Genomic DNA, 14,000 nt, shown 5'->3' with positions numbered 1-14,000 from the left:
TGAGTTTAGCGCTTTATTTATTATCTAATGTTGAAAGTTAACAGCCTAGCCCCATATAGATTCTATAGCTTTATTTTTTTCAATTAACACAATTCCCAAGAAGAGAAGCCAATGAGTAAAGAATTATCTGGTGTCGTTGAGATCCCCGTTTTAGCCTTAAGAGATGTTGTTGTTTACCCGCAAATGGTTATTCCACTTTTTGTTGGTCGTGAAAAATCAATTCGCTGTCTAGATTTAGCCATGGAAAACGATAAGCAAGTATTTCTTGTTGCACAAAAAGATGCTGCTATCGATGATCCTACTGCTGAAGACGTATACAGTACAGGTACCGTCGCCACTATTTTACAGATGCTAAAACTTCCCGATGGGACCGTAAAAGTATTGGTGGAAGGTGCCCAGCGTGCAACGATAAACAAGTTTGTTGAAACAGAAGAATACTTCAGCGCAGAAATTGAATATGTTGGTCCAACTGCTGAAGTTAATGACGATATTGAAGTATTAATTCGTTCGGCTATTTCTCAGTTTGAAGGATACGTAAAACTTAATAAAAAAATCCCACCTGAAGTACTGACTTCTGTTTCGGGCATTGATGACGCTGAGCAACTTGCTGATACGATGGCTGCTCATATGCCTTTAAAACTAGCAGACAAGCAAAAAATATTAGAAATTATTGATGTTAATGTGCGTTTAGAGCATTTGATGGCTCTAATGGAAGGTGAGATAGACTTACTGCAAATTGAAAAGAAAATTCGTACACGTGTTAAAAAGCAAATGGAAAAAAGTCAACGCGATTATTATTTGAATGAGCAAATGAAAGCCATTCAAAAAGAGCTGAATGAAGGTGAAGACACCCCCGATGAGCTTGAACAAATGGCTAAGCGTATTGAAGAAGCGCAAATGCCTGAAGAAGCTAAAGATAAAACTTTAGCTGAGTTTCAAAAGCTTAAAATGATGTCACCTATGTCTGCTGAAGCAACAGTAGTTCGTAGCTATATTGATTGCATGATAAATGTACCTTGGAAGAAGCGTAGTAAATTAAAACGTAATCTTGCGCTTGCTCAGGAAGTACTAGATAAAGATCATTATGGTTTAGATAAAGTTAAAGAGCGTATTTTAGAGTATTTAGCCGTACAGCAACGAGTAAGCCAGTTAAAAGGTCCTATTCTCTGTTTAGTTGGACCTCCAGGGGTTGGTAAAACCTCACTTGGCCAGTCAATTGCTAAATCTACCGGACGTAAATATGTTCGCATGGCCTTAGGTGGTGTTCGTGATGAAGCTGAAATTCGTGGGCATAGACGTACTTATATTGGCTCACTCCCAGGTAAACTCATTCAAAAAATATCGAAAGTAGGCGTTAAAAACCCACTTTTCTTATTGGATGAAATCGATAAAATGGCGTCTGATATGCGCGGCGATCCTGCATCAGCTTTGCTTGAGGTATTGGATCCAGAGCAAAATACGACGTTTAATGATCATTACCTTGAAGTTGATTATGATTTATCGGATGTGATGTTTGTTGCCACCTCTAATAGTATGGATATTCCAGGTCCCTTGTTAGATCGGATGGAAGTCATTCGTTTGTCAGGTTATACCGAAGATGAAAAGTTAAATATTGCGAAAAGCCACCTTCTTGACAAACAAATCGAACGTAATGGCTTAAAAGCCAAAGAAATTCAAATAGAAGATAGTGCTATTGTTGGTATTATTCGTTATTACACACGTGAAGCGGGTGTACGTAGTTTAGAGCGAGAAATATCTAAATTATGTCGTAAAGCGGTGAAGTCTATTTTACTTGATAAAAAACTAAGTAAAGTGACAATTAACCAAGAGAATCTTAATGAATTTTTAGGTGTACAACGTTTTGATTACGGTAAGGCAGATGATAAGAACCGAGTTGGCTTAGTAACTGGTTTGGCTTGGACGCAAGTGGGTGGAGAATTACTTACTATAGAAACAGCTTCTGTACCAGGTAAAGGAAAATTGACTTATACCGGTTCTCTAGGCGATGTCATGCAAGAGTCAATTCAAGCTGCGATGACCGTGGTGAGAAGTCGTACTGAGAAGCTTCGTATTAATGAAGATTTCTATGAGAAGCGTGATATTCATGTTCATGTACCTGAAGGTGCAACACCAAAAGATGGTCCTAGCGCAGGGGTTGGTATGTGTACCGCGTTAGTGTCAAGTTTAACTGGTAATCCGGTCAAAGCAGATGTTGCCATGACAGGTGAAATAACGCTTCGAGGTGAAGTATTAGCTATAGGTGGTTTGAAAGAGAAGTTACTTGCAGCACATCGCGGCGGTATAAAAACAGTCATAATACCGCATGAAAATGAACGTGATTTACAAGAAATTCCTGAAAATGTGAAAGCTGAATTGTCTATCCACCCAGTGAAATGGATAGATGAGGTATTGGCTCTAGCGCTTGAACAGCCTGTAGAACAATGGAAAGTAGAAAAATAATTTGCTTAAAGCTTGGCCTATTTTGATGATTTATATCAAAAAAGGTCAAAAAAGCTAAAAATATTGCAAAAAAAAGCAATTTTCGCTTTTCAAACGCTGAAACTATGGTAAGTTAACTACGCTTATATCGCTAGACCCCTTACTCTCTATGTTATATAGATGAATTGGTGGGAACTAGGGAGCATAATATTTTCTAAACTCAACGCTTCAAGTATTCAATCAAAATTTAATTTAGATTGAATACATTATTAAAAAGGATAGCGTTGCATAATAACAATTGAAGGGGTATACACTGTGAATAAATCTCAACTAATCGAGAAAATTGCTGCTGGTGCAGACATTTCAAAAGCTGCTGCGGGTCGTGCATTAGATTCATTTATTGGCGCTGTAACTGATGAATTAAAAGATGGCGAGCAAGTTGCTCTTGTTGGTTTTGGTACTTTCTCTGTACGTGACCGTGCTGCTCGTACTGGTCGTAACCCACAAACGGGTGCTACTATCCAAATCGCTGCTGCAAAAATTCCATCTTTCAAAGCTGGTAAAGCATTAAAAGACGCATGTAACTAGGCTCCAATTTGGGCTAAGTTATACCGCGTATTAGAAACCACCTTTTAGGTGGTTTTTTACTTTTATCTCCCAAGTAAAAATAAAAACATCATAATAAATTTGCATTTAGCTCATGTTGTGCTTCAAGCAATGCTTATCATCTGCTAAAATCGCGAGCAACTTTACTTTAAAGACACTTAAGTCTAGAACTTTTAGGCATAAAAAAAGAGAAATAAATGTTAGAAGATATTCGTGAAAAATCGCAGGGATTAACTGCCAAAATTATTCTTGGTTTGATTATCCTAACCTTCGCTGTTGCAGGTGTTGGAAGTTATACCAACTCAGTTGATACTTCAGTAGCAACGGTAAATGGTGAACCAATTAGCCAACAAGCATTTAATAAAGCTTATCAAGCACAGCGTGGTCGTATGGCGCAACAGTTTGGTGAAATGTTTGATACCTTATCAAATGATGCTAATTATATGGCTAACTTTCGTCAGGGCGTTTTAGATAACCTAATTAATGAAAAATTAATTGATCAAAACAGTGAAGCGCTTGCTATTCGTGTTTCTGATCTTCGTTTGAAAGAAACTATCCGCAAGATGCCTGAATTCCAAGTTGACGGTACTTTTGATAACAATCGCTATTTAGCCATTATTAATCAAGCTGGTTTCTTCCAATCATCAGACTTTCGTGATTATTTACGCGTTGAAATGACTCGTCGTCAGTTAAGCCAGGCATTAATTGCTACTGAGTTTAACTTGCCTTATCAAGAGAAATTACAACTTGCGTTGCAAAACCAAACGCGTGATATCCGATTCGCTACAATTTCTGCAGAGCAGTTTAAAGCAACTGTTGAATTAACGGATGAAGAAGTGAACAGCTACTACCTAGCTAATCAAGCTCGCTTTCAAAACAAAGAACAAGTTAAAGTTGACTATATCAGTTTAAATGTTGCTAACATTGCCAAAGGTATTAATGTTACTGATGAAGAAGTCGCTAAGTATTATCAAGAAAATTCAGCGAGTTTTACTGAATCTGCTCAGCGTCGAATCTCTCATATCCTTATTGAATTTAATGACGGCAATGCTGATGATGAAGCAGCGAAAATACAAGCACAAGCAGTACTAGCTCGTCTTGAACAAGGTGAAGATTTTGCCGTACTTGCCAAAGAAGTATCTAATGATACCTTTAGCGGTGAAAATGGTGGTGATCTAGAGTGGTTAGAACCAGGTGTAATGGAAGAAACTTTTGATGAAGCAGCGTTAGCCTTGGTTAATGTTGGTGATACTAGCCAATTAGTTAAAACTAGCTTTGGTTATCACGTACTGAAATTAACTGATTATAAAGAAGAAGTGGTAAAAGCTTTAATTGATGTACAGACTGAATTACGTAGTAAATTAAGTAATGATCAAGCACAAGAAAAATTCTTTACTTTACAGCAAGAAATGGCCCGTATTAGCTTTGAATTTCCTGATAGCCTAGAAGATGCTGCAGCAGAGGTAAATGTTACTATACAAACGTCTCCTTGGTTATTACGTGGTGGTAACAGTGCTCCTTTTGATCAAGCTAAAGCTGTTGAAGCCGCTTTTTCAGATATAGTTTTACAAGACAACATGAACTCTGATCTAATTGAAGTTAATGATGATGTTGCCCTTGTTCTACGCCTTAATACTTTCCAAGAAGCTAACGTTAAGCCTTTATCTGAAGTTGAAGCACAAATTAAAGATATTATAGTTAACCAAAAAGCGACTGAAAAGGCTCAACAGACAGTTGATTCATTACTCGCTGATTTTAATGCAGGCACCGATATTTCTACGCAACTAACAGCACTAAACACAAGTTTTGTTAGCAAAGAGAAAGTTGCCCGTTATAGCCCTGAAATTGACCAAAGTATTAGTCGTGCAGCCTTTGTTTTACCACACCCAGTTAGTGGTGTTATATCGGCGTCAACAGTTGCGTTGAGTAATGGTGACCTTGCTCTTATTGAAGTTACAGCAGTGGATGTGAACGACGTTGCGGCTACTCCTAACTTAGCTCAGCAACAAACTTCCCAGCTAGCGCAGTCAGCTTATCAAAGCTTTGTAAACTCATTAAAAGTGGGTGCTAAAATTACACGTAAGCAAGTTGCTGAGCCAGTAACTGCTTATTAATAATTCGTTATAGAAATTGAAGTAATGAATTGACTAATTTATAACTTCAGTAGAATTTTCGACTAAAAAAGCCAATCGTAGTAACCTGCGATTGGCTTTTTTGTGTTTTATATCTTATGGAAACTTAAGCTGATTAAATTAGTAAGCTGGAAAAATATAGCGGCTTAAAAGAAAAGTTGCAGTTTATTTTAACTTAAAGTTCTGGCTCATCATTAATTTCTGAGTCACTTTATGCTGAGGGTTACGCATTACCTCAATGGTTTTTCCTGATTCAACTACCTCACCTTGCGACATTATCATTACATCATCACTAAAGTGACGAACAATGCCTAAGTTGTGAGAAATCAATATATACGCTAATCCCATCTGCTGTTGCAAGTCGAGTAATAAGTTAATCATTTGCGAACGTAATGAAGGGTCTAACGCTGCTAAAGCTTCATCTAGGATGATAACCTGAGGTTGCAATATAATTGCTCTAGCTAGTGATATTCTTTGCTTCTGGCCACCAGAGAACATATGAGGATAAAAATTCATGTGATCTCCCAGCAGGCCAACTTTTTGTAGGGTAGTACGGATAAGCTGTTTACGCTGTTTTTCATTTAATACCGTATTAAGTATTAATGGCTCATCGAGTAACTCTTGAATGGTTAAACTAGGGTTCAAGGTCGTGCCAGAATCTTGGAATATCATCCTAATATGCTGGCATCTTTGTTTAAAATGCTGGTTCTGTAACAACTGGCCATTTAAATATATTTTCCCTGTGCTGGGCGTTTCTGCACCGACTAATATTTTTGCCAAAGTTGACTTACCTGAGCCTGTTTCGCCAACAATTGCTAGGGTCTTCTTTGCTTCAATGGCAAAAGATAACGGTGACAGGGCATTAAACTTACGTTTATGGTACCAGTGTCCTTTGAGTTTGTATGATTTTGCTATGTCCTTAACGTCTAATAAAACACTCATCTTAATTAGAACCCTTTATTTTTTTTCCTGTATCCCTAAGTAAAGGGAAATGACAACTTACTTTATGACCATGGTAATTACTCACTGTAGGGGCAGCTACACAAGTTTTTTGTGCTCTAGGGCATCGAGGCCCGAGTCTACAACCTATAGGTAAATGTTGAAGAACGGGAATACTACCAGGTAAGGTCATCAGTCGAGATTTTGTCGGTAGCTGTAAATTGGCCTTGGTACTGCTATCGACTAAAGCGCGAGTATAAGGATGCATAGGTTTATTAAATATTTGCTCAGTGCTACCAGCCTCGACAAACTGACCGCTATACATAACGGTAATGGTGTTGGTCCAATGGGTAAGGTTTTCTAAGTCATGGCTAATTAATAGGATAGACATGTTCTTTAATTGGTTTAGATTAGCAAGTAACCTAAATATTTGTCCTTGGGTTGTACTTTCCATTGCTGCAGTAGGTTCATCGGCAATTAATAGAATAGGTCTACCCGCAAGCGCAATTGCTATCATAACACGTTGACAAATTGCTTCAGTCAGTTGATGAGGGTAGCTATTAATGCATTGAACATGCTTCTTAATACCTACTTTGTGCAGTAACTTTATTACCGCTTCTTTACGTTGTTTCTTGCGTTGCCAAAAGAAGCCAGACAATTGCGAGGTATCAATGGCTTCACTTAACTGCTCACCTATCAACGTTGTGGGATCAAGGCAGCTCATCGGTTCTTGGAAGATCATCGCGATATCACGACATAATAAGGCCCTACGCTCACCTATGGATAGGCGCAATAAATCGATTCCTCGCCAATGGAATCGATCAGCATGAACATGCCACTTATCTTCTAAAACACCTATAATAGCTTGCGCTAACAGTGACTTTCCTGAGCCAGATTCTCCGACTAATCCGCGTACTTCACCTTCTTTTATCGATAAACTGACCCTATCTACTGCTAATACACGTCCGCTGGGTGTATCAAGCTCAATGGATAAATTTCGAATGTCGAGTAAATTCATAAGCTCTACTTACGCGCTCTTTTTAGGGGGATAGTTAATGTTAAAAAAGATAAATCAACATTCTCTGTTACTACCGAAATGGTTAATAATACCATTAATTTTCCTTGCGCACCTTGAGTGCATGGCGAATACCTTCACCCACTAAATTTGTCGCAACAACTGCAAATAAAATGGCTAAGCCAGGTAAGTAAACTGTCCAGGGCGCTATGTAAAAACGCTCAAGACCATTGGCTAAAATAGCGCCCCATTCAGGTAAGGGGATTTGTGCCCCTAAGCCTAAAAAGCCTAATGTCGCTATATCTAATATTGCAGCAGACTGTGCAAGAGTAGCTTGGCTCATTAAACGTTCAACAATATTAGGAAATACTGAGTAGTACAAAATACGGAAATTACTGGCCCCATCGAGACGTGATGCTAGCACATAGTCTTTTCTAAACTCTTCTTTTACCGCATACCGGGTAATGTGAATAAATTGCGGGATAAATACAATCGCTATTGCCCAGACGGTATTACTAATACCAGGCCCTAGAATAGCAACAATAATAATCGCGAGTAATAGTGAAGGAATAGATAGCACTACATCGAGAAAGTGATTCAAAAAGCTCGATTTAATACCCCTAGTTAACGCAGATAATGAACCGATAACCACGCCAATTACTAGAGAGAAAATGACGACTATAAAGCTTAAGCCAAAGGTTAGCGATGTACCGTACATTAGCCTAGATAACATATCACGGCCAAGTTCGTCAGTACCTAATAGATAACTAACATTGCCATCTGAATGCCACGCTGGTGGTAATAAAATCATGTCCAAATTACCATCTACTGGGGTGTAGGGGGCTAATATTGGCGCGAACATAGCTAATAAAATTAAAAATATGAAACAACAAAAACCAATCATGGCGACAGGCGTTTTACGAAAAATGCCCCATAATTGCATGAAAGGGGAGGGAAATACCTCCTCAAGGTATATTTTTTCACGAGCCATGATTATTACCTCGCGCTAATGGATTGAGAGCGGCATAAATAAAATCTGTTAAAATATGAACAATAAATATAAAACAAGAAAGCACTAACAAGCCACTTTGAATAGCAGTGTAATCACGCTGGTAAATACTATCTATAAGCCAACGACCAATGCCGGGCCAGCTAAAAATAACCTCAGTTACCATAGCAATAGTGACCAAATTGGCAAACTGTAAACCTACGTGGCGTATTATTTGTATTAGTGCATTTCGTATAGCGTGTCGAAATATGATCTGTTGAAAGCTTAAACCTTTAGCGCGAGCTGCTCTGATATAACTGGCGGCTAATACTTCAATCATAGATGCCCGTGATAAGCGGATGAAAATAGTTGCAGGTGCTAAGGCGATAACACAAGCGGGTAAAATCATATGGGCGCTAGCATCCCTAAATGCTTGCCATTTATAAGGACTATCGCTAAGTAAAATATCAAAAAATTGAATACCCGTGACAAACTCTATTTCAAACAGAAGACTGATTTGACCTGCTGATGGCAACCAACCAAGTCCTATTGAAAATACCAGAATTGCTAGTAGACCCAGCCAAAAAACCGGAATGGAATACCCAAGCATGGCGAGTGATAAAATGACATTGTCGCTGGTTTTATTATGCTTAATTGCTGCAATAAATCCTAAAGGAATACCCACTAACATGGCGATAAGCAAAGCGACTAGGCTTAGCTCTATGGTCGCAGGCAATAATTTTATTATTTCATTACTAATCGGTGATTGACTCGCCATAGATTGACCAAAATCACCATTAAGAATATGTGTTAAATATGCACCGTATTGATTAAATATACTTTTATCCATCTGGTAAACTTGATTCAGATGAGCTAGTTCTGTTGCTGATGCATTGATCTGGCCTGAGTGATTAATGACAGTATCACCGGGGAATAAAAAGCTTAAACTGAATGATAAAAGGGTTAATACCAACATGGTAAAAATGAATAAACTTAAGCGGCGTAAGGTAAAGGTAAGCATATTAGTTACTCGCCTTATCAGCTATCTCTGGCTGAACTTCGCTTTTAGCTTCATTATTTATCGCCTTTTTAGCCGCACTATAAAAACTGATACCGCCAAAGTTTGACAATATATCACCTTCGACATCTATTCCGCGGGCTTGAAAGCGTTTTGAATGGGCAATAGGCAATAAAGGCATTTCTTCATTAATTATTGCCATAGCTTTAGCATAATAGCTTTTTCTTTTACTCATATTCGTTGTTTTAAGCGCTTGTTGTAGTAGTTGGTCATATTCTTTATTACACCAAAATGTACGATTATTGCCGAGATCGCTCGCAGAGCAACTGAGTATCGGAGTAAAAAAATTATCAGGATCGGGATGATCTGCAGTCCAGCCGAGTAAAAAGCTTTGATGCTCACCCTGTGACAAACGACGTAAAAAGGTGCTCCATTCATAGCTAATTATCTTCACTGTTACGCCAATTTTCTTTAGGTCAGCTTGGATTAGTTTTGCCATCGTTACGGCATTTGGATTGTATGGTCTCTGCACAGGCATTGCCCATATATCCATCGTGAATCCTTGGGGATAACCAGCCACTTCTAATAAAGACTTTGCACGAACAGGATCATAACCTAATTCAGGTGTGTTTTTGTCATAAGCCCATGATGTTTCGGGTAATATAGATTTTGCCCATGCGGCTTGCCCTTGGTAGACTGTTTCAATTAATGCCTGCTTGTTAATCGCTAAACTGATGGCTTGGCGAACGATTTTATTATTGAATGGTTCTTTTTGAGTATTAAAACCAAAGTATCCGACATTTAATGAGGTAATCGACTCTAATTGTAAATCAGTTCTTTCTGCTATTTTTGCATGTGCTATAGGATAACTACTGACGTCACACTCTTTTGCTAAGAGCTTAGTCAAACGGCTGGTTTCTCTGGGCGATATATCATAAACAAGCTGTTCTATTTTTGCTTTTTCTTGCCAATATGAATCATGGCGATAGAAACGGATTAATGAACCAACACGATAATCTTTAAGCTTAAAAGGGCCGGTACCAATAGGAAATATATCAATTTCATGCTCTGAATTTTTCTCTTGGAGTATTTGTCCGTATTCTTCAGATAAAACTACTGCAAAATCAGTAGCTAAATTAGCTAAGAATGAACTATCGTTACGTTTTAGAATAAAACGAACAGTAAAGTCATTAATTTTTTCTATTTTATCAACAAGCTCTGAAAACTTTACACTTTGAAAAAAAGGATATTGATCACCAGAAACATGATGAAAAGCGTGATCTTTGTCTAAAATACGGTTAAAGCTAAATAAAACATCATCGGCATTAAGTAATCTGGTTGGGGTAAAGTAGCTTGTTTGATGAAAGCTAACATCTTGGCGTAAGTAGAAGGTTATTTTCTTACCATCACGGGTTACATGCCAAGACTTTGCTAAAGCAGGTCCTAACGTATTGCTTTTACCCTTATAAACAATCAGGCTGTTATATAGCTGCTTCGCGGTGGCATCAGACGTTGTGCCTGATGTGCTGAGTTGAGGGTTGAATGTTTCAGGAGAACCCTCAGAGCAATAGATAATACTACGCTCACTTAACGATAATTTATTACCTTCATTACAACCTGTTAAAAGGCTTACGAATGCTGCTACGGTTAACGAGAGTATCGATTTAAAGTTCATCGGTAATACTACCATCAAGCAAGTTATATTTTTTTAGATAGCCCCTTAATTGATGATATGTTAATTCGAGTGCTTCTGCGGTTTTCTTTTGATTAAATTGGCAATGAGCTAATGCTGTTTGTATTAATTCTATTTCATACTCTTGTGATAGTGTTTTTAATGACTGAGGGAATTGTTGAGTCACAACTTTCGGCGCTACTTTAGCTGTGTCGACTGCTGAAGGTTTTACTGTAACGCTATCATCAACTACATTATCACTCGTTGAAATATTATTTTTATTGAGTTCATTGACTCTATCATGAGTTTTAATTCGTTGGTTCGGTCTAAAAGGTGACTCGAACGGGTCAATGATTAGTTCATGTACGGGTAAATGTGGATTGTTACAACGATATACACTTCGCTCAACGACATTCTTTAACTCACGAATATTACCTGGCCAGTGATATTCAAGCAGGCTACGTTTAGCTTTTTCGGTAAAGCCACTAAATAATTCAAACTCAAGTTCGCGGGCCATGTTCATAGCAAAATGTTCTGCGAGCATTATTATGTCGTCTAAACGTTCTCTAAGTGGGGGGAGGGTTATAACATCAAAGGCTAAGCGGTCTAATAAATCCGCTCTAAATTGGCCTGATGCTGCTAACGTAGGTAAGTCTTCATTAGTTGCAGCGACCAAACGAACATCGCTATTAATTGTTCTTGAGCCCCCAACACGTTCAAATTCACCGTATTCAACTACGCGCAGTAACTTTTCTTGAATAAGGCCTGAGGTATTGGCAATTTCATCTAAAAAGAGTGTGCCTTTATCCGCACGTTCAAATCGTCCTTCATGACGTTTACTGGCACCAGTAAACGCGCCACTATCGTAACCAAACAATTCTGTTTCGAGTAAGTTTTCATTTAATGCGGCACAATTAAGCTTTAAATAGCTCTGTTCCCAGCGTTTCGATAGAAAGTGTAAACGTGCGGCAACAAGCTCTTTACCTGTACCTCGTTCACCAATAATAAGTACTGGTTTACTCAACGTTGCAACTTGGGATATTTGCTCGAGTACTTCTAAAAAGCTATTTGATTGGCCAAGAAGATTATCTTGTTGGTTAAAACTCGCCATAGTAAATTCAAATGTTGGTTTATTTCACTAACAAATAGTGTATTTTATTACTTGGAAGGTTGAAAGTCTTTTTTTAATAAAAAATAAATCATTTAAAAACAGTTGGTTAGGTTTGTTTTGAAAGTTGGCGTGAAACATGAATGTCTTAAAGAAGTAATTCAACGCTAAGTTAATGCTTAGTTTAAGCAAAGTAAATACAGTTTGGCATGATTTAGCCATTAGTTGAGGAAGTTGTTATGGGTATTTTTTCAAGATTCACCGACATTATTAATTCTAATATTAATAATTTATTAGATAAAGCTGAAGATCCAGCAAAAATGGTACGCTTGATCATTCAAGAGATGGAAGATACCTTAGTTGAAGTGCGTTCTAGCTCAGCAAAGACATTGGCAGATAAAAAGGAATTAGCTCGCCAAGTGAGCCGTCTTGAGCAAGATGCTGAGCAATGGCAAGCAAAAGCTGAATTGGCTTTGAGTAAAGATCGAGAAGACCTAGCTCGTGCTGCTTTAATGGAAAAGAAAAAGAGCAGTGAAAGTGCACAAGCGTTAGTCGATGAGTTAGCACATACCAATGAACATCTTAGCAAATTACAAGGTGAAATCTCGCAATTACAAGATAAGTTGAGCGATGCCAAGGTACGTCAAAAAGCTATTGTTATTCGTGAGAAATCTGCGAGCTCTCGTTTAAAAGTAAAAGAAAATATTCATAGTACTCGTGTTAATGATGCCCTAAGCCGTTTTGATCATTATGAGCGTAAAGTTGATGATATTGAAGCGGAAATTGAATCATATGATTTAGGTAGCAAGTCATTGGCAGATGAAATAGCAGGACTTGAATCAGATGAAATGGTTGATGATGAATTAGCGCAGTTGAAAGCTAAGATGAAAAACAAGCAAAAATAACATCACAACATCAAGAAAACACAAATAAAACTATCGGTAGAATAGAATAAAGGAGAAGTATTGTGGAAGAGATCATTGTCGCACCCGTCATTATTTTTATGATTATTGTTGCTCCAATATGGCTGGTTTTGCATTACCGCAGTAAAAAGCAAGTTAGCCAAGGTTTAAGCCAGGAAGAGTATATTCAATTATCAGAATTATCAGAAGTTGCAGATACCATGGCTGATAGGATTCAAACCCTCGAAGCGATTTTAGATGTGGAGACCCCAAACTGGAGAACCAAATTATGAATCGAAAAAGAGGTGAATTATATCGTAACGCCGAGCAAGGAAAGATAGCAGGGGTTTGTGCTGGCATAGCAGATTACTTCGGTTGGGAAACTTGGTTAGTTAGAATATTAGTGGTATCAGGTGTGTTGTTTGGCATGCCGTTTCTTATCTTAGGATATGTAGCGGCTTGGTTTATTCTGGATAAAGCGCCAGAGAAAGCAACGAATGCTAATCACGAACCAGGTGAAAGCCAGTATGCAAAGCGCCATCAACAAGGAAAGAAAAACGTTGATGTAAGCAATGAGTCAATCAAAGTGAAAGCTCGAATTTGGCAAGCAGGTGAACCACCTAAGCAAGCTCTCTATGATATTCGTCGTAAGTTTCGTTTGCTAGAAGGAAAAGTACAAGCGATGGAGCAATATGTTACATCAGCTGAGTATACGGTTTCTAGGGAAATTAATAAGCTGTAGATGTTAAGAAAGCTGTCAGTAGACAGCTTTTCTATTTATGAATAGTATACCCATGTTACCTCAAGATGCAGGATTCAGCTGGAATTAGAAACGCCTTTAGGCAAGGCATTGATTGAAAATAATGGTTGTTCTCTTATCGAAATCAATAACGTAGCATAAAGCGTTTCTAAACCAGCCCTACGGGGATGTCTGAGCAAATCATGCGCTTCGTTGCATCTACTTTTAAGGGAACAACCCTTAATAAAAAGAGGCGCCTCGATCATGAATCGCTCAGGCGTCCTGAAACACGCATCTTGAAGCATCATGGGTATAAGGCAATTCATTCCTTTAGCTAAGTGCTATATTTCTAATAAAAATCAATCAATCAGGTGTAATTTTAATTAAAAGACCTTATTATAAAATTACGTTCAAAGCAGATCTAAATTTATAAGTTATCAAT

Annotated in this window: 12 protein-coding genes; 6 read left to right on the top strand and 6 right to left on the bottom strand. The window is 38.0% G+C overall.

Annotation, left to right across the window (positions count from 1 at the left end; genetic code table 11):
• Positions 1–111: 111 nt before the first annotated feature.
• The 3 genes from lon to CPS_RS16900 all read left to right on the top strand — a co-directional run bounded on the left by lon (position 112) and on the right by CPS_RS16900 (position 5,159).
• Positions 112–2,460: an endopeptidase La gene (lon, locus tag CPS_RS16910; protein ID WP_011044536.1), complete on the top strand. Its 2,349-nt coding sequence runs from the start codon at positions 112–114 to the stop codon at positions 2,458–2,460.
• A 294-nt stretch (positions 2,461–2,754) separates the two neighbouring features.
• Positions 2,755–3,027, top strand: a complete 273-nt coding sequence (gene hupB / locus CPS_RS16905; protein WP_011044534.1) for a nucleoid-associated protein HU-beta — start codon at positions 2,755–2,757, stop codon at positions 3,025–3,027.
• A 215-nt stretch (positions 3,028–3,242) separates the two neighbouring features.
• Positions 3,243–5,159, top strand: a complete 1,917-nt coding sequence (locus tag CPS_RS16900; RefSeq protein ID WP_011044533.1) for a SurA N-terminal domain-containing protein — start codon at positions 3,243–3,245, stop codon at positions 5,157–5,159.
• A gap of 183 nt (positions 5,160–5,342) precedes the next feature.
• On the opposite strand, the gene CPS_RS16895 is transcribed toward CPS_RS16900, so the two are convergent.
• From CPS_RS16895 to pspF, 6 genes are all read right to left on the bottom strand, one after another.
• The gene (locus tag CPS_RS16895; RefSeq protein WP_011044532.1) at positions 5,343–6,119 is read right to left on the bottom strand and encodes a peptide ABC transporter ATP-binding protein; all 777 of its coding nucleotides are present in this window, start codon (positions 6,117–6,119) and stop codon (positions 5,343–5,345) included.
• Between the two features lies 1 nt (position 6,120).
• On the bottom strand, positions 6,121–7,134 hold the full coding sequence (locus CPS_RS16890; RefSeq protein ID WP_011044531.1) for a peptide ABC transporter ATP-binding protein: 1,014 nt from the start codon (positions 7,132–7,134) through the stop codon (positions 6,121–6,123).
• A gap of 94 nt (positions 7,135–7,228) precedes the next feature.
• Positions 7,229–8,122, bottom strand: a complete 894-nt coding sequence (locus CPS_RS16885; protein WP_041737114.1) for an ABC transporter permease subunit — start codon at positions 8,120–8,122, stop codon at positions 7,229–7,231.
• Positions 8,112–9,140 carry an ABC transporter permease gene (locus CPS_RS16880; protein WP_011044529.1) on the bottom strand — a complete coding sequence of 343 codons (1,029 nt, stop codon included), beginning with the start codon at positions 9,138–9,140 and terminating at the stop codon, positions 8,112–8,114. Before CPS_RS16880 ends, CPS_RS16885 begins: the two co-directional genes overlap by 11 nt.
• A gap of 1 nt (position 9,141) precedes the next feature.
• Positions 9,142–10,812, bottom strand: a complete 1,671-nt coding sequence (locus CPS_RS16875; protein WP_011044528.1) for an ABC transporter substrate-binding protein — start codon at positions 10,810–10,812, stop codon at positions 9,142–9,144.
• Positions 10,802–11,920 (bottom strand): phage shock protein operon transcriptional activator, encoded by a 1,119-nt coding sequence (pspF, locus tag CPS_RS16870; protein ID WP_011044527.1) that lies wholly within the window; start codon positions 11,918–11,920, stop codon positions 10,802–10,804. Before pspF ends, CPS_RS16875 begins: the two co-directional genes overlap by 11 nt.
• Before the next feature lie 236 nt (positions 11,921–12,156).
• Between pspF and pspA the strand changes: the two genes are divergently transcribed.
• The 3 genes from pspA (at position 12,157) to pspC (ending at position 13,561) form a co-directional block, all read left to right on the top strand.
• Positions 12,157–12,822 carry a phage shock protein PspA gene (pspA, locus tag CPS_RS16865; RefSeq protein ID WP_011044525.1) on the top strand — a complete coding sequence of 222 codons (666 nt, stop codon included), beginning with the start codon at positions 12,157–12,159 and terminating at the stop codon, positions 12,820–12,822.
• Positions 12,823–12,884: 62 nt separating this feature from the next.
• Complete coding sequence (pspB, locus tag CPS_RS16860) at positions 12,885–13,112, top strand: envelope stress response membrane protein PspB (protein ID WP_011044524.1); 228 nt, start codon at positions 12,885–12,887, stop codon at positions 13,110–13,112.
• The gene (pspC, locus tag CPS_RS16855; RefSeq protein ID WP_011044523.1) at positions 13,109–13,561 is read left to right on the top strand and encodes an envelope stress response membrane protein PspC; all 453 of its coding nucleotides are present in this window, start codon (positions 13,109–13,111) and stop codon (positions 13,559–13,561) included. The genes pspB and pspC overlap by 4 nt, the downstream gene beginning before the upstream one ends.
• Positions 13,562–14,000: the final 439 nt, after the last annotated feature.

The sequence above is a fragment of the Colwellia psychrerythraea 34H genome, from assembly GCF_000012325.1.
In the GTDB taxonomy this organism is placed as follows: Bacteria; Pseudomonadota; Gammaproteobacteria; order Enterobacterales; family Alteromonadaceae; genus Colwellia; species Colwellia psychrerythraea_A.
This window is presented reverse-complemented; position numbering and strand designations above follow the sequence as displayed.